This is a genomic window from Chryseobacterium takakiae (assembly GCF_900129385.1).
In the GTDB taxonomy this organism is placed as follows: Bacteria; Bacteroidota; Bacteroidia; order Flavobacteriales; family Weeksellaceae; genus Chryseobacterium; species Chryseobacterium takakiae.
The window spans coordinates 60,805-80,910 of the sequence record NZ_FQVO01000011.1; the positions used below are offsets into that span (position 1 = coordinate 60,805).

Sequence of the window (20,106 nt, forward strand, 5' to 3'; positions counted from 1 at the left end):
AAAGGTCAATGAATTTTATTATAACTTCACTAAAACGAAACTACCAACCCAAAAACTCCTGAAAACTCAGGAGTTTTCTAGTCAATCCCCTCAATTCCCACCACCTCACTTTCCATCACCTTCGTTCCGCTTTCATTATAAATTTGTTTCACGGTAACTCTAATTCGGTCATGTTGCGGAGTAGAGAAGTCCATCAGTTCGGAAATATTTTTAAAGCCGAATGCTTTGGCCAGCAACGAAATGTGGCGGGTAGAATATTTATGGCGTTGCGTATGAGATTCAACGTTTCCTACAAAAGATTTTGCGACACCCATTTTCAAACTTAATTCTTCTTTAGTTAAACCAGCTGATTTTCTTAGTTTTTTAATGTGATTGGCAAAATCAAAATCAAATTGAGTTGTTTCGAAACTGAAATTTTTTTCCATTAATTATAAAAATTTATCCTACTTGTTGGATATTTAAAAAATATTGTTATATTTGTATCAGCGAATTAACAATCAGCCTCGAAAGACCCATTCAAAAGACGCATCGTAAGCCAACAATGTCGGCAACATATGGTCTTTGGGTAGGTTTCAGGTGAAAACTTTTATAATACACAGATGATGAGAAAGAAAATCCCAACCCTGCTGTTTTCAGCACTTCCGGAATAAACGGAACCGTGCTGCAAAATCTAACAGCGCGCTACCAAAACTGCCCGCCAATGCGGCAAATCGGGTATCGCTTTACCAAAAAACCACCCCTCCGAAATTCCTTTATGCCTAAAGGAAAGCCGAAGTACGCTAAAACTCACCCCTTAAAAGTACTGGCTTTCTGTCAATTTTCCAAATTATTTTCATCCCGAAAGGAATTTAAAAAAGTACATGGTCTGCATACAGCAGCGAGATGATTTTTGTTTTTTTGACATCCGGTAATGGTCTGCCATAAAAGGCAGGCCGGCTCCGGTATGCTTTAAGATTGAAAAATTTTTGGATAACCTTCATCAACGAAGTGGCTTTGTATGCCTTAAAGCATCTCAAAAAGTAAACATTTTTGTTTTGCGATAAATAACTTAATTTGATAAAGCACATCCAATCTGCGTAATCTGCGCAATCTGCGGAATATTAAATAAAGTAATTGATGAATATTAGAATGATAGCAACGCTTATTCAATTGTTAATCTTTTGAAGCACATGTATTATTTGCTGCGTGAAACAGTTTATGCTGAGCCAGCCGAAGCAACTTTGCGAACTAAAAAACAGTGGCTAAAAAAAAATCTTAGCGGCTCTTTGCGTTAAAAAGTATGATGCTTAATAACGGATAATTAAAAATGATGAAAAAGAAAAAAACAGACTTCGAAGCCCGGTTCTGGTCCGGCAGCCGGAAACATTCCGCCGTAGGATTGCTGGAGGTATTTTTCCAGTTCAACAACCTGACCGAGGTCAAACAAATGCTCAGCAGCATGATGCACAATTCCGTACAGAAAAAATCCCGGACCAGGAAAGATCCTGCCGAACTGTTCCAGTTGTATCTCTCGTTGCGGTCTTTGGTTCGGGCCTCTTTTCTGATCTCGAAAAAAGCAAAGAAAGCAAAGTTGAAAGTTTCATCGGAAATCAACTTTTCCAAAACAATGACGGGTTCTCTCTCAGAACAAGAATACCAAAATCCGGTAGAGGTATTCCGGAGCGTTTTTAAAATCTGCAGTTTGCGGGATTTCGATGAATTTCTGTCGGCGGTGGTGTATTTCTCACTGGGAAATTCCGGGTGTGACGAAGAAAAGAAAATCATCATTCCGTATCTTCAGCTCACTAAAATGCTGGACGCCGCATGGCTCATCGTGGAAAGACTTCAACGGAAAAGTAACTGAGTATATAACTCTCTGTGAAAATCTGTGGCCATCTGTGTTAAAAATTCTCCCACGGATCGCACGGATTTCACGGATTTTACAGAATATTAAAACACATGAGTCACATAGATTAAAAGAAAGTTTTGCGCATATTTTAGAACACATTAGTTTTTAAAAATCTTTGATTTTTTTATATATCAAAAATTTAATTTTGATGTTAAGAGACTCTGAGTTAGCCTTCGTGATCTCTTATAAGTGAAACGGCTCTGTGCGCCTTTCAACAGGATAAATTGACCTTTCTTTGTGACCTCTGCGTTCAAAAAGGATAAAAAATTTAAAATCTTTGATTTTTTGTGCATAAAAATTAACGGTTCGGTGGCTGAGGTTCTCGAAGCCACGCCATCATCTGTGAAATCCTATTAATAGAATCTGAACCCAATATTTTTATTACTTCTCTAATACTACGCCGAGATCCCTACGGGATGACAAACAGAGTGTTGAAACTTTGTAGTTTTTATAAGTAAAGGTGTAAGAGCAATTTTGTGAAAATCTGTGAGATCCGTGGGAGATTTTAACCACATGAGTCACATGAGATGAAGGATGAGGCTTTGCGCATATTTTAGAGCACAGAAGAAGAAAATCAAAGATTTTCATGGGAATACTTAGAATATACATCTCGTTGTCATTCCCGAAGAGAATCCAGAAGCTAATTTTCCATATGAATCTCTAATACTATGTTGAGATTCCCTACGGGAATGGCAAGCATTGTGGTGAATTTCGGAAGATCTATTTTTATAACATTGCTTTCAGAAGAACCGTCGATAGCTTGATCAATTGTCTTGACGCCAGACTTAGTGGCCTCTTATAAGTAGAACGTCTCTGTGAAACTTTCAGCAGCATGCAGGAACATTTTCTCCGCAAACTTCGTGTTCCGCTTTCTGAAGCCATGCTATTATCCGTGAAAATCAGCGTAAATCTGTGGTTTAAAATTTTTACCACAAAAGAATCAAACAGAATATTTCCCGTAAATTTGTAAGACTTGAATTCTCAACTATGAATACCAAACAGGAAAAACTGGAAGCTTTCGGAAGATTATTGGATATTATGGACGATCTGCGCGAAAAATGTCCGTGGGACCGGAAACAGACCCTGGAATCGCTTCGGCATTTAACGCTGGAGGAAACTTATGAACTTTCGGATGCTATTTTGAAAAATGATTTACAGGAAATCAAAAAAGAGCTGGGCGATGTGTTACTGCATCTGGTTTTTTATGCAAAGATCGGTTCCGAGAAAGAAAGTTTCGATATTGCGGATGTCATCAATTCTTTGAATGAAAAGCTGATTTTCCGCCATCCTCATATTTACGGAGATACCGAAGTGAAAGACGAAGAAGAGGTAAAGCAGAACTGGGAAAAATTGAAGCTGAAAGAAGGCAACACATCCATTCTGGGTGGTGTTCCGAAAAGCCTGCCGAGCCTGGTAAAAGCATACCGGATTCAGGATAAGGTAAAAGGCATCGGCTTTGAATTTCATGATGCGGAAGATGCGTGGAAAAAGGTTGATGAAGAAATCCGGGAGTTTCACGACGAAACCGATTTAGATAAAAAAGAGCAGGAGCTGGGCGATGTATTTTTCTCCCTGATCAACTACGCCAGAATTGTCGGCATCAATCCCGATTCTGCACTGGAGAGAACCAATATAAAATTCATCTCAAGGTTTCAGAAAATGGAAAACTTAGCTTCGGAAAAGAATCTGAAGTTGGCCGATTTGTCTCTGGAAGAAATGGATATCCTTTGGGAAGAAGCAAAACAATTGCAGTAATATGAAAGTACAGAACCCGATCCATCACAGGTTTCAGTATTTATTGGAGTTTAAGGAAACGGAAAGAAAATGGCATTTTCCTTTTCTCGCCGCGCTGTGCATCGGAAGCTGCCTTTTCATCGGATATTTTTCCGGAAAGCCGAATTACGGGGCATTGTCCAGTTTAGGAGCTTTAACGATTTTATATTTCACTTCGGCACCGATTACGCAGAGAATGATTCATCTCGCGGTATGCGCTTTTGGAATTGTCTTTTCATTTTCGGTAAGTTCGTTCTTCGGGTTTAATGCATATGCCGGAGCTTTGTCGCTGGGTGTGATTGCTTTTCTGGCACATTTTATTTCTTCGTATTATAAAATTCCGCCTCCGGGAAATTTTTTCTTTATTATGGTTGCGGCGATGGCCAGTACGTACCCGTTTGATCCGGAATTGATTCCGGCACGTGTCGGACTGGTTGCGATGGGAGCGATATTATCCTGTTCCCTTGCATTTTTGTATTCCGTGTTCATCGAAAAAAGCAAAGTGGTTGCGGTCCCGAGAAGAACATTTAATAAAAGAAGATATACCAAATTTGTGGAAAGTACGATCATCGGTTTCTTTATGGCGCTCACTTTAATAATCGGACATCTGTTGCATTTTAGCAATACCTACTGGATTTCCATTGCCGCGGTTGCCATCATCCAGGGAAGAAATTTTGAACATGTGAGACAACGGAACATGCACAGGATTTTGGGAACGTTCATAGGAATCGGACTGGCATGGATTATTTTGATATTCAATCCGGAAAAGATCGTGATGATTGTCATTATCACCGTTTTACAATTCATCATTGAATTGTTAATTGTAAGAAATTATGGTTTTGCGGTTATTTTTATAACGCCTTTAACCATTCTCCTCACCGAAACGGCGAGTGAAGTTCATCATAATGTGGAAATCCTGATGCAGGCAAGACTTTTAGACACCATTATCGGAAGTCTTATTGGTCTGGGGGCAGGATTTTTCCTTCACCATCAGCAAATGATTAATAAATTAGAGAAGAATATCAGGTTCTCTTATTTTCAGTTTAAAAAATTAAAAAAATAAAAATATGTTGCGCGTTCTTATTTTATCATCAATTCTTTTGTTGAGTTGCAATCCGAAAGCTCAGGATACTCCGAAGTCCGATGCGCTTACGGTAGAGTTTTCTTTGCCTAAAAAGCTCAAGGAAGTTTCCGGCATTACATTATCAAAAGATAAAAATACCATCTGGGCGATTGAAGATCAGGGAAATAAGAATGTGATTTACGGACTGGACCGGCAGGGAAACCAGATTGCTGATGTGCTCGTAGAAAATACGGAAAACCACGATTGGGAAGATATAACCAAAGATGCCCAGGGAAATATTTACATCGGTGACTTTGGAAATAATGACAACGACAGACGCAATTTATCGATTTTAAAAGTTGATTTGAAAGAGGCTTCCCAGAAATCCGCAACAGTTACCCAGGCTACTACATTCCATTATGAAGGACAGACAGAATTCCCTCCAAAAAAGTCCAACTGGCTGTATGATTGCGAAGCTTTTGTAGAAAAGGACGGCTATTTCTACCTCTTCACCAAAAACAGAAGCAAAGGCTTCAACGGGACTTTTCTTGTTTTCCGGATTCCTAATAAAGCAGGCGACTTTGAAGCGAAATTAGTCGGAAAATTAAAGCTGCAGGGAGGGTACAGCGATGCGGCGATTACTTCTGCAGCGATTAACAGTGCCAAAGATAAAATTGTTTTGTTAAATCATAAAAACGTGCAGATTCTTACAGGCTTTTCAGCGGACGATTTTAGCAAAACTAAAATTCAAAAAGTTCCGTTGAACCACAATTCCCAAAAAGAAGCGGTTGTTTTCCTTGATGATAAAACCCTGCTCATTGCCGATGAAAAGGACGGAAAAGAAGGAGGGAATGTGTATAAGTTTTCTTTCTGAGTTCTGCCAGAAATTGTATTTTTGCGACTTAAAAATAACTATGAAAAAATTTTTTTATATTTTATGTATTGCAGGAATATTTTCTTCGTGTGATAATGATGAGAGCGCAGCAATTGTTGATCAGGAGTTACAGCCAGAAAAAATTTCCGCTTTTATCGCTTCATTTCCTAAGAGCTATTCTTCAATTGATCCGCATCTTAATTACGAATTTTCATATGAAAATGGTCTTCTGAAAAAGGCTTCCGGTAAAATTATGTCACCAGCTCCGGGTATTACCACTTTTATGACAGATCCATATTCTTTGTTTTCTTACAATAATGACAAGATATCTATTCAACATTCAGAAATAGCAGGTAATGGTGCAAAGAAAGAAATCTGTAATGTGGAGAACGGAAAGCTTAAAAGCAGGTATTTGTATGATAGTTCAGATTCCCAATTTTCAGAGATAATATACACTTACCAGGCAGACAAGATTATTGTACATGAAAAGAAATATACATGGGAATATTTTACAACATATTTCTTTGACTCAAACCAGAATTTAATTAAAAGTGAAAAATTAGAAAAATCCGGAGGCATAGATTCTAAACTTACAACAACTTTTTATTCAAATTTCGATACTGCAAAAAATCCTTTTAAAAAATTGTATGTATGCAATGATAATTTTTACGAGAAAAGTCTATCAAAAAACAATTATCGAAAGATCGATTATACTGTTCAGGACCTTCAGAATCCACAATTTCTTCCTGGAAGCGGTCATTCAGAATGGACTTATTCCTATGGTTCAGACGGGCAGATAATTCTTACATTATAATAAAACAAAACCGCAGAAATCCTCTGCGGTTTTTATAATGTAATTTGTACTATTATTCTAAAATACCAATCCTACGCCTCCTGAAATTCGTCCGCCGTCTTCACCGGTGAAATAATCGATGCGGGCAGAAAACATTTCCAGAATATTCATCCAGAATCCTGCGCCCACACCCTGATGCCATTTGTCGGATGATTCACGGTCTATCCAGACTCTTCCAAGATCATAACCTATCAAAATTCCCATGTTGACAGGTACAATATTGTTTTTAACACGGCCAAAATCCCATCGCACTTCGGCATTATTCACGAAATAAGATTTTCCTGCAAACCGCTCATTTCTGTAAGCACGCATCGCGTTATTACCGCCAATGGCCGCGGCCTGATAAAATTCAAAATTATTATTGTTGATGATCATGGCATTGGTGGAGTTGGCAAACACGAAACGTCCTCTTTTATCGATTCTGTGGAAAACATTCAATGTTCCCTGGAATGTCGCAAAATTTTGGTTAAATTCTGAAATATTGGCTTTCCAGCCTCCATTTAATATAAATTCCATTCCTAAAGTCGGAAATGCGTTATTATCTACATTTTTAAAACTGAAAGTATAATTCGCTCCGGCAAACTGCTGGCCATCAAAAACTTCAGGGTTTACATCTGGGGAAACCGCTACAAAACGGTCGTCTGTCCGCTGCACTTTAGCATGCTCAAAACTCAGCTGAAACTGGTTTTTTATACCGCGCCAGCTTGTTGTGGATAAAGATGGTGCAAATTTAAACTGCGAAATTCTTACCCGGTTGTAGTTTCTATCTACTGCATCCTTGTCATATTGTGTTTCATTACCCAGACCGAAAAAAGTTCTGGCAAAAAATGGCGTTGTGTACAAAGCATCAATTCCGGCATCCCAGTTTCCGATCACTTTTTTGAAAACTCCTTTATAACCGAGATTAAATCCTCCCGTAGCCGTGTAAACATTGGCTCTCAGGCTATGTTTCTGGGTAAAAGGATCACGGATGAAATTATTGACTGTATAGTTGGCCACAAATCCTAAAATTACCCCGTCATCCGGATTGAAATTGGCGTTCGGATAACCTGCCACAAAGTTGTATTTCGGATGTTTGTAATTGTAAGTGTTAACGTCGTAATCATCTGAAATGTTTTTTGAAGCACCGGTTGAGTTGTAGGTATTGTTTTGTGATTTAAAATCATAAATTTTAACCTTCTTCCCGTCGGCAATAGTATAGGTATCGTGGTTATAGCCACCAATCAGCCTGATGTTCATCTTCGGTCTTCCTTCTCCGGAAACTTCGTAGATATCATCATCCTCAAGTCCGTAAATCCACAATTCTTTGGTCTTGGAGTCGTCATATGTTTTTTCAAAAACCAGCTCGGGATTTTCTTTCTTTTTGTCTAATTTGTATTGTTTAACATTAACCGAATTTCCCGTTTTCGTAATAACGAATTTATCAGGATTCACCGTTCCGGCCAATGGAACTTTTTTCTGCAATACATCGTAATACTCAGAAGCATAGGTTTCCAGTTTTGTTTTCCTTAGCTTCAGTTTTCTTTGAATATCCGCAATGGTTTCGTCCTGAACTTCTTTCGGAAGATTGGTGAATGCATTGTCAATATCCTGATCCGTAAGATGATCCTGGATGTATTTTGCCTGTTCAATCCATTGATCTTCAGTAGCGCCTTTCAGGAAAACAAGATCCAGAGGATAAGGTTCCATGGAAAGCCATTTTACGCTTTTGATATCATCTTTAAAGGTTTTCATGTGGCGGATTGCCGGAATATTCATGATAATTTTGAAAGCATTCCCGTCATACTTGCTGAACGCCTGATCTCTGTCCCGCGGAATCGGTTTGTAGACCACTTTGTCACCTTCTTTATATTCTGCCCATTTCCACTGGTCGGAATGCCTGTCCCAGTCGCCTATTAACATATCAAAAAGTCGTGCTCTGATGTATAGTTCCTGATCTACCGAATATTTGTAACTCTTATTAAAATTTTTCAGGACATCATCCGTCGAAAGAATATCCTTTGCATTATCCAGAGAAGCAAGGGTTTTAGGATCTGCAGAAAAACGTTCTTCAATCATGTACATTTCATCTCCGTAATTCAGATTATATTCACCCAGTGCCTTTTGTTTCGGGATAAAAAATAACCTCGGATTGCTGTGGTAAAGATCAATCTTGTCTGCCATATTTCCAACGGCAAAAGGTGTAAAGGGATGATTGGTTGTATAAAAATCCAGAAGGAACCGGTCCGGAAAAGTATTATTCAGCTCATTTCCGAAAGTGCTTTTCCGGAATGCCATATTGTTGAGAAAACGGACGGCACTTTTTTTAACCCCTCTCATCACAAATTCCTGTCCGTCCTGCGCTTTCAGCCGAAGGCTGTTCGACTGGTTTCCGCCGCCTTCCCTGAAAGGTGTATAGCCGCCATCAAGTGTTGAAATGTTCGCTGTAGGAACTTCCACGGGCATTCTGTAATATTTTCGGTAATGCTCTCCCCATAGCCATCTGTAAAATTTTCTTTTTTCCGTTAATTTTTTAGGGTAAATGGTTGATGTTACTGTTAAAGGAAAAGAATCCGGGTAATTGTTTACAAAATCTGCAGGCTTATCCGTTACCTGGATATGAGAGAGTTTCTCTAAAGAATTGTCTTTTGTGGAAAAATATTCAACGTCCGAACTTTTATCTTTTCTGATATTCAATACGGCAAAGCCGCTTCCTCCGTAGGAAAAATCAGTTTTTTCCCTGATGGTAGCGGGATCAACTTTGGAGCCCGCACCGCTGATAATCTGCCTGATATTTCTTAATTCGTGGTATTGAAGATTATGATCGTGTCCCGAGACAAAAATAATATTTTCCTTTTCCTGGACAATACTCTTAATTCGGTTGGCAAGATCTGCGTAATGTTTATTCGTAATGTCTTCCGGACTTGCACCTGAGGTACTTCTCACCACATTAATAAGACTTGCAACGCCCGGAGCCGGAATTTTGCTTTTCAGGGGAAAAAGATGCGACTTTGCAGAAGTAAATCCTGCATGTGTTCCGCTGCTGATAATAGGATGATGAAGCGCAACGATAATTCTTTTATCCTGATTTTTATTAATTAAATCTTTAAACTCGGTGAAAAGATCTTCCCGGGTTTTGATGTCGCAGTTTTTGTTGATTCCCGGATGTTTGTCCCAGTTTAGCAACGCCCATTCCGAATCAATCACAATTAGTTTGATATCTTTCGAAAGGCTTATGTCGTCTATAGGACAGGAATTTTTAGGAAGAAAAGCTTTTTTATCATTCAAATAATTTTTCACAAAATCTTCCTGGGCTTTTAGCCCGTCGAGCCCGCTGTACCAGTCATGATTCCCGGGAATAACCAGTGTTTTGCCTTTAAAATTTTTTACAATGGAGAGTTGGTCTTCCAGTTTTTGTTTTGCCAACGGATAATCTTTATCAGACTCTTTCGGCATTCCGTGAGGATAAATATTATCACCCAGAAACAGGAGCATCGAGTTGCTTCCTGCAGATTCCAGCCGGTTTTTAAGTAATTGTAAAGTTTGCTGAGACTGAGGCTCATCTGCATTTCCTGCATCTCCCACAAGAAATAGGGTAAAGTCATTTTCGGATTTTGCATCAGAATTGCTGACTTCAGATAAGTTTTTACCCTTTTTTACGTTATATGTTGCGCAGGAATACAAAACTCCGGCGGACAATACGAATCTAAGAGCAAGAGAAGTATTTTTTAGATGAGTTTTCAAGTATAAATTCATAAATTTACATTAACAAAATTTCGGTGATGGACATTTTACAAAAAGCCAAAGATTATGTTGAAACCTTATTCAAAGATAAGCTATCTTCGGTATATTTTTATCATAATTTTATTCATACTACATTTACGGTAAATAAAGCTGAAGAAATATTAAGAAATACTCCCGTTTCTGAAAAAGATCAGGAAAAGGTATTGCTTGCACTTTGGTTTCATGATACAGGATACATAGAATGTGCCAAAGAACATGAAGAAAAAGGAGCCGAGATCGCAAAAGGTTTCCTTCAGAAAGAAAATTACCCTGAAACTGAGATTAATGATATTGTTAAATTAATTTTGGCGACAAAAATTACGTATGTTCCTCAAAATCTTCTGGAAAAAATTGTAAAAGATGCAGACTGCAGCCATTTTGCCAGCCACGATTACAACGATATTTCCGATGCACTGCGGAAAGAGTGGGAACTTACCAATGTGAGATGTTTTTCTAACGATGAGTGGAATGCCGGTAACCTGGATATGCTCAAAAACAAGCATCAATTTTATACGGATTATGCAAAAAGCGCATGGCAGCCGCTAAAGGAAAAGAATATTAAAAAAATCGAAAAAAAATTAGAAAAGGAGGACGGCAAAAAAGACAGCTCCGAAAATAAAAAAGAAAAGGATAAAGAAAAAGATCCGAAGCCGGACCGAAGTGTGGATACGCTTTTCAGGGTTACGCTGAGCAACCATACGAGATTAAGCGATATTGCAGACAGCAAGGCCAATATTCTTCTTTCGGTAAATGCGATTATTATTTCGGTTTGTCTTTCGGTATTGGTTCCAAAGCTGGATACTCCGAAAAATTCACACCTGATTATTCCGAGTTTTATTCTGCTGTTATCTGCGGTATTGACGATTATTTTTGCCATCTTATCAACAAAGCCTAATGTTACAAAAGCAAAATTCAGCATGCAGGATGTGGCTGACAGAAAAGTAAACCTGCTGTTCTTCGGAAATTTCAACAGGATGCTGTTCGATGATTATCAGAGCGCAATGAATATTCTCATCAAAGACCGGGATTATATCTATGAATCCATGGTAAAGGATTTGTATTTCCTCGGAAAAGTGCTGGACAGAAAGTACAGGCTTTTATCCGTTACCTACCAGATTTTCATGGCAGGAATCGTGATTTCCGTATTGTCTTTCGGATATGCTTTTTTAAGCCTTTAAAAGATACAGAGAAGAAAATAGAAACTCATCCTGCTGGGATGAGTTTTTTTATGTCAGGCAATGGAAACCCTCAATGCAAGAAGTCCCGTAATCCCTTGAAGATCTTCTACCCTTAGAAGTTCAACATCATTTTTCACGATGCCTTTTTTCTGCAATTTATTAACATAATCAAGATATTCTCTCTGGTTTTCCATACCGAAATAGACGATTGTTATTTTTCCGGGGCAAGTGATTCTTTCTGTAGAATCTTTTATATGGGCTTTGTCTAAACGCTTTTTGATAATTTCATAGTAAGAGTTGTATGCTCCGTCTACATCAAATTTTTTTTCATCCATCCTGAACCGGATATCTACTTTTTCGTTATAGACAAAGATCAGTGAAGCGATGTCCAGGCAAATAGGAAGATCTTTTTTGAAATTCCGGAATTCAAGTTCCATATTGCATATGGTCTTTAGCTGCCAGTATCTCAATTTATGAACTACCTTTGAATGATAATGCAAGTCCGGAGCGATATTCTGGCCAATGTACAGATTATGTTCAACGCCATCTGATTTGAACCTTTCATAATAATGAGGAAAAATCTGCTGGGCTTCTACCTGGGCTTCATCCAGAACGTCTGCCAACTTCCTGTTCACTAATGTTATTGAATCATCCAGACTTTTTCTGTTAGCATAAAAAAGGTCATTTTGAGTGAAAACCTGGGCAAAATAATCTTTAATTTTTGCTTTTACTTCACTGGAAGATTTGATCTCTAATTTAGCTTGTAAATAAGGATGAATTTCATCTCTTAACAGTCTTTGGAAACGCTGTTCACTGTCTGCTTTAATTTCATTATTTAATTCATTCTCGAAAATTTCCAGTGCCAGTAAATATTTTTCAGATTCCGAATTGGTTAATGAAAAGATTTCATGCAGACATTCAATCTGCTGGTTGAGGTCTTCCAGCATTAAATTAAACCGTTTTTCTGAAGACGAACGGATATCTGAAAACCCAAAAAGCGGCGTAAGATTTTTAAAGGAGATCTGCTTTAAGGTATATATTTTTTTTGCCAGCGATGCATTGAAATATTTCTCGGCTTCATTTCTGAATTTCCAGACTACACTGTCGTGGATACTGGTGTATTCCCGCTGGATAATGGCTTCAATCTGATAATCCTTTTCAAAACTGAATCTGTTGAGCGAAAACAAAATCATATCTGAAAAAAACTCCATTTTTTTGAGTTTGATTCCGTTGAAACTGTTCACAACCGGTGATGTAAATTCCATAATGGCCAGCAATTCATTATCCTTCACAATAGGAATCACCATGAAACTGTTGATGTTGTTATCCCTAAGAATTCTGAAAGACGGAAGCGATTTTATTTCGTGATCGAGATTTTCAATGTTGGAAACAACGATTGGCTTGGAATTGTGATTTAAGTTGGTGAATGTTGTTCTTCTTGTTTCATCATCAAAGGTATTGATCCAGAAATCCAGAATATGATTGGTAAACAGGTTTTCATAAATCGGGAGTTTTTCCAGCCTTTGATCTTTTTTATTGAACAGCATCAGTCCGAAATTAAGCTTCGAGACATCAAAGTACGATTTGAAAATTTCGATGAGGTTTTCGTCCGGAGAAAGGTTTTCCGGATCGATGCTGATCATGCTGGATTTGAGATCAGACAATGCCACTTCAGAAGTACAGTCTACCAGTGAAATAATCGTAAATCCTTTTAATACCCAAGATTCCGAAGGGAAATATCTTTTCCAAAGTTTGAAATCATCCAGGTTTTCGAGCAGCATATCGACTACCTCATCAGAAGGAATTTTTGCATCTTCGGTAGGATATACTTCTGCAAAATCAGCATTCACAGTAATCTTGTAATGTTTCATGATTCCCTGCCTGTTCGGGATGTCGTAATAAAACGGAAGCGAGCTTTTGATGTCTCTTTTGTAATACGTCTGCAGAATAAGACAGCAGCAGAATACATAAAATTCGTCGTCATCAATATTCCGCAGCTCTATTTCAAAATCTTTTCCTGCGTCTTTCAGAATCTTTTTAAATCTTTCCGTATAGTTGAATGTGATATTGGAAAGCGGGAAGCTGGCTGCTTTTATTTCATTATTGGTTAGTCCTGTTGGAAATAGATCAGAAAGCAGGAGTTTAATCAGCTCTTCATGTTTTTCAAGCAGTGCTACATCCTGAAAGCCGTCTCTCAGTTCCTTAAAGTTTTTGGTTTTATCTAATAACGATTTGGCATAGTTCACACGATATTCCAGACGATCGTTGTAGCGGATATGCTCCAGCACATCCAGATACTTATTGAAAGATATGTAAACCTGAAATGGAGCGTCTTTTTTATAAAGATTTGCCATAAAGTAAAGTTATAAAAAAACCACAACTTTGAGGTTGTGGTTTTATATTTTTATGAGGACTTTTTAAAGTCCGAACTGTCTTGCGAAAAGATCAGGGAAAACCCCCAACACAATGATTGAAGCAATTACAAATACGGCAACAATATTATACGTTAAGGTTACTTTCTCTGAAGATTTGAATGTGCTTTCTTTAAAGAAAAACATGGAGATGATTAATCTCAGATAATAGGCAATAGATAGGGCAGATCCCAATACGGCAACCAATACAAGGAAAACACCGTGATCAGAATTCATAGCCTGGGAAAACAATGCAAATTTACCCATGAAACCTGCTGTTAAAGGAATACCGGCCATAGATAGCATTGAAATTGCAGCGGCCGTTGCAAGTAAAGGTTCTGTTTTTGCCAATCCCTTGAATGCTCCGAAAGAAGTTTCTCTTTTTAATTTTTCAACATAAATCAGGCACATGAAAACACCTACTGTTGACAAAGCATATGCAAATAAATAGAATGCCAAATTATAAGTGGAAAGGCTTGTCATCCCGAAGAATACCAACCCAATATAACCGGCGTGCGAAACAGATGAATAGGCCAACATTCTCTTAGCATTGGTTTGTGCAAGACCCATAACATTTGCCAGAAGCAGAGTGATGATCAGGAATACGCCGAAAACATTGATCCATTCTTCTGTAACGCCACCGAATCCGATAGTCATTAATCTGAATAATGCGAAAAATCCTGAAATTTTAACAACACTTGCCATGAAAGCCGTAATCAATGAAGGCGACCCGTAATACACATCCGGACTCCACATATGAAACGGAGCCAATGCCACTTTGAATGCCAACGCACAAAGAATTAATAAAACACCTAAAATGAACATAACATCCTTCGGGTTTGAAACTCCGAAATCCTGGATTTTATATAAATCGAAACTTCCTGCACTTCCGTAAATAAATGCAATCCCGAACAACAGGAAACCTGTTGCAAAAGCACCCATCAGGAAATATTTAATAGAGGCTTCATTCGATCTTAGATCGGTTTTATTTGCTCCTGCCATTACATACAAAGGAATGGAAAGAATCTCAACTCCTAAAAATAATGTTACCAGATTCTGGAATCCGAAAAGGATAATTCCACCGCATAATGCAAAAAGCATCAGTGCATATAATTCAGACTGGTGGCTTCTGTGGTTGCTGAATGCAAAACCTCCCAAAAAGAATAGTAATAAGGTGGTTACAATGGATATTTTAGTAAATAATGCAGTATTGGCGGTATAGTCGTACATGTGTCTGTACTGGCCGAAGAATGCAGCTTCCGGCATGAAACTTACCCATAATGCGATGATTAATCCCAAAATTCCAATGTATCTTGCGAATTTCCCTTGCTCAAAAACTCCTGAAAATAACGCAATAACTGCCGTTAGGAAAACAATAATTAAAACACTCATAATTTATATTCGAGATTGGAAGTTTAAAGTCTTATTCTTTCACTTTATTCTTCTTCGATCTCCTAGTTTTTAATTTTTAAATCTTTTAATTTTTTAACTGGCCATCGCCGTATAGATAAACTTCAGCGAACTATTCACCATTTCGATGATCGGTTGCGGGAAAATACCAAACACAATCACAAAAACCGCCAAACTTGCCAATACTGAGAATTCTACCGCAGACAGATCTTTAGCTGTGCTCAGAACGGCTTCATCACCAGGACCAAACATTGCTTTTCCATAAAATCTCAATAAATATACAGCTGCCAAGATTACGGTAAGACCGGCAATTACTGCTGCCAATCCGTTAAAATCATATACCGATTTCAATAGGATAAATTCTCCGATGAATCCATTGGTCAAAGGAACACCCATTGAACCTAGTATGATAATCAGGAATAATACGGCAAATTTAGGAGCTACTTTTGCAAGCCCGCCCATTTGTCTGATATCTCTTGATTTGAATCTCTTGTATAAAATATCACAACAGTAGAATAATCCGGCTACGTTGATACCATGGGCAAAAGTCTGTACCAAAGCTCCTTCAGCCCCTTCAATATTGAAAGTTCCTCTTAATGTAATCACTGCTGAAGCGAAGATTCCCGCTACCATCAATCCTACGTGAGAGAAAGATGAATAGGCAATGATTCTCTTCATATCCATCTGAATGATCGCGATCAAAGCACCGTGAACAATTCCTACAATGGCAAGGATAATCACAATTTGTCCTGAAATTCCTGCTATCGGAAGGGGCGTGATCGGTAATAAATAACGCATTACTCCATAGATCGCCATTTTAAGCATAATTCCTGATAACAGTATCGATCCCTGAGTTGGCGAATAAGTATACGTATCAGGCTGCCATGTATGGAAAGGGAATACCGGTAATTTCACTGCAAAGGCAAAGAAGATAAACCAGAAAACCACAGTCTGTTGGGTTTCATTTAACTGAGCATTGTATAAATCTGTCAATGCAAATGATGCAGAGTGATTGTATACATAAATCAGTCCTGCCAGCATGAATAATGATCCTACAAATGTATAAACGAAGAATTTCGTAGTGAATTCAAATCTTTTATTTTCCTGACCCCAAAGTCCGGCAATGAACCAGATCGGAATTAAGGTTACTTCCCAGAAAATGTAGAACAATAATCCGTCCAGCGAAGTGAAAACTCCCACCAATCCGAACTGCATCAATAATATTAAACCATAGAATGTATTTCTGTAGCTTACATTTTCGTTAAAAGAAGATAAAATAATGATTGGCGCTAAAATATTGGTCAGCAGTAAAAGAAGAAGGCTCATCCCGTCAATACCGAAGTGAAGAGAGCTTTTAATAAATTGCGACCAAGGGTAATTGATTTCGTGCTGCAGTACGCTGTCTACCGTTGGACTGTAATTAAAATCTGCTGCAATGTAGAAAGTGATGAGCATCTGTACCAATGCAATTCCCAGTGCCAAATATTTGCTTGAATTGTTTTTCCATGCAAAAACTAATCCCGAACCTACCAGAGGTAATAGTAATAATGTTAATAACAACTCAGACATTATTATTGTAATAAAAAGTTAACAATTAATATAATTCCCACCGCTAAAGACATAATCAGAATGTAATTCTCTACATTTCCGTTCTGTACACGCTTCATGGCTTTTCCGCTGTCTTCAGCGCCATCGCCCACAAAGTCTACAAAACGGTCAAGAATACCATTATCAAACATCTTTCCTCCGCGTCCTAATCCTTCAACAGTTTTTACAATCAATGCATTGTAAAGTTCGTCAATATATAATTTTCTGGCAGACAGTTTTTCCCATCCGGTGTACTGCTCTTCAGGAAGAGCCTGTTTTTTCTTGTTAACATAGGTATTTTTAACAAGAAACCATACACAGAAGAACATGAGTACTGTTGCTCCCAAAAGTATCATTTCTGTACCAAACGGAACTGCTGAAAGCGTTGTTTCCATTTGGTTGAAGCTTTCCTCGGTAAGAACCGGCTTCAGCCATTCCATCAGTTTTGCATAATGCCCGTGGCCAATGAAGTGAGGAAGGTTGATAAGACCACCCACAACGGAAAGAATAGCCAATACGATCAAAGGTAACGTCATGTTAGCCGGACTTTCATGAAGGTGGTGTTTTTGTTCTTCAGTACCCCTGAACTCTCCGTGGAAAGTCAGGTAATACAATCTGAACATATATGTTGCAGTAACTGCTGCCAAAATGAATAGAATCACCCAGTAAACAGGGTTTTTAGCAAAAGCAGCTACTAGAATTTCGTCTTTGGAAATCATCCCCGATAATAAAGGGAATCCTGAAATCGCCAATGTTCCGATAAGGAAAGTAGCGTGGGTAAGAGGAATATACTTTTTTAATCCACCCATAAAACGCATATCCTGTTCGTTGCTCATCGCGTGGATTACAGAACCTGCCCCCAGGAATAATAATGCCTTAAAGAAAGCGTGTGTCATTACGTGGAACATTGCCGTTGTATAAGCGCCCAATCCTAAAGCAATGAACATAAATCCAAGCTGTGAAACGGTAGAGTAGGCCAATACTTTTTTGATGTCGTTCTGGCGCAGTGCATAGAATCCGGCTAAAGCTGCCGTTAAGAATCCGATGAATAGAATTCCGTCCTGAACACTTGGTGCTAATGTAAATAAGAAATTAGATCTTACGACTAAATAAATACCTGCCGTAACCATCGTTGCTGCGTGAATTAAAGCGGAAACAGGAGTTGGACCTGCCATCGCATCCGGTAACCAGGTATATAACGGAACCTGCGCAGATTTACCAGTTGCACCGATAAATAAACTCGCGGTAATAAAGATGATTACGCTTCCGTCTAATTCAAACTTTCCTGCATTTTCTCTGATCGTAAGATAATCAACAGCATTCGTCTGTGAAGCCAGCATAAAAATACCGATCAGTAACGCAAGGTCACCGATTCTGTTCATGATGAATGCTTTTCTCGCTGCTTTACCATATTCTTCGTTGGTATACCAGAACCCGATCAATAAATAAGAACATAATCCTACCCCTTCCCATCCGATGAACAGAATCAGGTAGTTGCTTCCCATTACCAAAAGTAACATGGAGAAGATAAACAGATTCAGATACGTGAAAAACTTATAGAAACCTTTATCGTGGCTCATATATCCGATAGAGTAGAGGTGAATCAAAGAACCGATTCCCGTGATGATCATCACCATCATTAATGACAACTGATCGATCTGAAACCCGAAATTAATCTGAACTCCGTTTACCCTGAACCATTCAAAAGCTTTTACAATGACTGGCTGGCTTTCTGAATTGAAACCCAGGAAAATGCTTACTGCGATGCAGAAAGAAGCAAAAACCATTGCTGTAGCTAAACTACCCACAACAATTTTTGGCAGATTTTTCCCGAATAAACCGTTTATAAGAAAACCTAAAAGTGGTAAAAGTATTATTGCATACACTAAATTTTCCATTCTTATCCTCTTAATTTATTAAATATACTTACATCAACAGAACGGGTATTTCTATAAAGCATAGCAATAATTGCCAAACCTACCGCTACTTCAGCAGCAGCAACCACCATAATGAAGAAAACTAAAAGTTGTCCGTCGCCATTACCTTTGTACGCTGAAAATGCAGCTAATAAAAGATTAACAGAATTGAGCATAAGCTCTACACAACCCAAAATAACAATCGCATTTTTTCTCAGCAATACACCCAATACTCCCAGACTGAATAATACAGATGAAAGAATGATGAAGTAATTGAGAGGGATGCTTTGTATAAATGTATTTACTTCTCCCATAATTTATAAATCTTTTTTACCGATTAATACCGCACCTACAATACCGGCCAAAATAAGGATGGATGCAAGCTCAAACGGTAAAACATATTCATTAAACAAAAGTCTTCCCAGATTTTTCGTAAGTCCAACACTTCCGTCTGCATTTTCAACTACAATCTGGTTCTGCTGGATTCCTCTGAATACGCCTAAAACACCAATTAATACAAGACCAGCCGTAAATACGCCAACAAACTTTAAAGTATTGCTCTTCTTACTTTCGTCTTGTTTATTAAGGTTAAGCATCATCAGGATATAAAGGAATAGTACCATGATGGCTCCGGCGTAAACAATAATCTGGATAATCGCTAGGAATTGTGCATTCAGGAGAATGTACATGCCCGCAATAGAAAACATCGTAACAATTAATGACAAAATAGCATACAAAGGATTTCTCGCAAATACGAAGTAAACCGCACTTGCCACTGCTAAAAACGCCACCAAGAAAAATAAAAACTGATCCATTATTTTACCGCATTTTTTTGTTTCTCGGATTGTCTTTCAGTGATATCAATCCTTTCGTTTATTTTTTCAACCAATTTATCTTTTCCATAAATGAAAGAACCTCTGTTGGTTTCCACATCTACCAAACGGTCTGTAAGATAGATTGCAGATTTTGGGCAGGCTTCTTCACACATCCCGCAGAAGATACATCTCAGCATATTAATTTCATATACCGATGCATATTTTTCTTCTCTGTAAAGATGCTTTTCTTCTTTTGTTCTTTCAGCAGCAGTCATGGTAATGGCCTCTGCAGGGCATGCTACCGCACAAAGACCGCAGGCTGTACATCTTTCTCTGCCTTCTTCGTCTCTCTTCAAAACGTGCTGGCCTCTCCAGATATCTGCTCTCGGCTTTTGTACTTCCGGATAAGAATATACTGCAGGTGCACCTTTCAGTACGGTTCTTACAGCATGCTTGAAAGTAATCCCCATTCCCGTAAAAATAGCAGGAAGGTAGATTTTTTCAGCAAGGGTCATTTCTTTATTAGAAACAACTTTCGATCTGTTAGTAAGTTTCATTATTTTTATTATTAAATGT

The 20,106-nt window shown here is 38.2% G+C and carries 15 protein-coding genes; 6 read left to right on the forward strand and 9 right to left on the reverse strand.

Annotated features, from left to right (window positions below; genetic code table 11):
* Positions 1-77 precede the first annotated feature (77 nt).
* The gene (locus BUA76_RS14270; protein ID WP_072885473.1) at positions 78-425 is read right to left on the reverse strand and encodes a helix-turn-helix domain-containing protein; all 348 of its coding nucleotides are present in this window, start codon (positions 423-425) and stop codon (positions 78-80) included.
* An 881-nt stretch (positions 426-1,306) separates the two neighbouring features.
* Between BUA76_RS14270 and BUA76_RS14275 the strand changes: the two genes are divergently transcribed.
* The 5 genes from BUA76_RS14275 to BUA76_RS14295 all read left to right on the forward strand — a co-directional run bounded on the left by BUA76_RS14275 (position 1,307) and on the right by BUA76_RS14295 (position 6,412).
* Positions 1,307-1,843, forward strand: coding sequence for a hypothetical protein (locus BUA76_RS14275; RefSeq protein ID WP_178337342.1), 537 nt, complete (start codon positions 1,307-1,309; stop codon positions 1,841-1,843).
* 1,032 nt (positions 1,844-2,875) lie between these two features.
* The gene (mazG, locus tag BUA76_RS14280) at positions 2,876-3,643 is read left to right on the forward strand and encodes a nucleoside triphosphate pyrophosphohydrolase (RefSeq protein ID WP_072885475.1); all 768 of its coding nucleotides are present in this window, start codon (positions 2,876-2,878) and stop codon (positions 3,641-3,643) included.
* Between the two features lies 1 nt (position 3,644).
* Complete coding sequence (locus tag BUA76_RS14285) at positions 3,645-4,724, forward strand: FUSC family protein (RefSeq protein ID WP_072885476.1); 1,080 nt, start codon at positions 3,645-3,647, stop codon at positions 4,722-4,724.
* 4 nt (positions 4,725-4,728) lie between these two features.
* Positions 4,729-5,598, forward strand: a complete 870-nt coding sequence (locus tag BUA76_RS14290; protein WP_072885477.1) for an esterase-like activity of phytase family protein — start codon at positions 4,729-4,731, stop codon at positions 5,596-5,598.
* Between the two features lie 40 nt (positions 5,599-5,638).
* Positions 5,639-6,412: a hypothetical protein gene (locus tag BUA76_RS14295; RefSeq protein ID WP_072885478.1), complete on the forward strand. Its 774-nt coding sequence runs from the start codon at positions 5,639-5,641 to the stop codon at positions 6,410-6,412.
* Between the two features lie 57 nt (positions 6,413-6,469).
* On the opposite strand, the gene BUA76_RS14300 is transcribed toward BUA76_RS14295, so the two are convergent.
* Positions 6,470-10,174, reverse strand: a complete 3,705-nt coding sequence (locus BUA76_RS14300; protein ID WP_317041298.1) for a metallophosphoesterase — start codon at positions 10,172-10,174, stop codon at positions 6,470-6,472.
* A 38-nt stretch (positions 10,175-10,212) separates the two neighbouring features.
* On the opposite strand from BUA76_RS14300, the gene BUA76_RS14305 reads away from it, so the two are divergent.
* Positions 10,213-11,391 (forward strand): Pycsar system effector family protein, encoded by a 1,179-nt coding sequence (locus BUA76_RS14305; RefSeq protein ID WP_072885480.1) that lies wholly within the window; start codon positions 10,213-10,215, stop codon positions 11,389-11,391.
* A 53-nt stretch (positions 11,392-11,444) separates the two neighbouring features.
* On the opposite strand, the gene BUA76_RS14310 is transcribed toward BUA76_RS14305, so the two are convergent.
* The 7 genes from BUA76_RS14310 to BUA76_RS14340 form a co-directional block, all read right to left on the reverse strand.
* Positions 11,445-13,745 carry a GAF domain-containing protein gene (locus BUA76_RS14310; protein WP_072885481.1) on the reverse strand — a complete coding sequence of 767 codons (2,301 nt, stop codon included), beginning with the start codon at positions 13,743-13,745 and terminating at the stop codon, positions 11,445-11,447.
* A 63-nt stretch (positions 13,746-13,808) separates the two neighbouring features.
* Positions 13,809-15,194 (reverse strand): NADH-quinone oxidoreductase subunit N, encoded by a 1,386-nt coding sequence (locus tag BUA76_RS14315; protein ID WP_072885482.1) that lies wholly within the window; start codon positions 15,192-15,194, stop codon positions 13,809-13,811.
* 93 nt (positions 15,195-15,287) lie between these two features.
* Positions 15,288-16,781, reverse strand: a complete 1,494-nt coding sequence (locus BUA76_RS14320; protein ID WP_072885483.1) for a complex I subunit 4 family protein — start codon at positions 16,779-16,781, stop codon at positions 15,288-15,290.
* A 2-nt stretch (positions 16,782-16,783) separates the two neighbouring features.
* Entirely contained in the window at positions 16,784-18,697 is a 1,914-nt protein-coding gene (gene nuoL, locus BUA76_RS14325) for an NADH-quinone oxidoreductase subunit L (RefSeq protein WP_072885484.1), read from the reverse strand.
* A gap of 2 nt (positions 18,698-18,699) precedes the next feature.
* Positions 18,700-19,029, reverse strand: coding sequence for an NADH-quinone oxidoreductase subunit NuoK (gene nuoK, locus BUA76_RS14330; RefSeq protein ID WP_029298757.1), 330 nt, complete (start codon positions 19,027-19,029; stop codon positions 18,700-18,702).
* Between the two features lie 3 nt (positions 19,030-19,032).
* Positions 19,033-19,530 (reverse strand): NADH-quinone oxidoreductase subunit J family protein, encoded by a 498-nt coding sequence (locus BUA76_RS14335; RefSeq protein WP_072885485.1) that lies wholly within the window; start codon positions 19,528-19,530, stop codon positions 19,033-19,035.
* On the reverse strand, positions 19,530-20,087 hold the full coding sequence (locus BUA76_RS14340) for a NuoI/complex I 23 kDa subunit family protein (RefSeq protein WP_029298761.1): 558 nt from the start codon (positions 20,085-20,087) through the stop codon (positions 19,530-19,532). Before BUA76_RS14340 ends, BUA76_RS14335 begins: the two co-directional genes overlap by 1 nt.
* Positions 20,088-20,106: the final 19 nt, after the last annotated feature.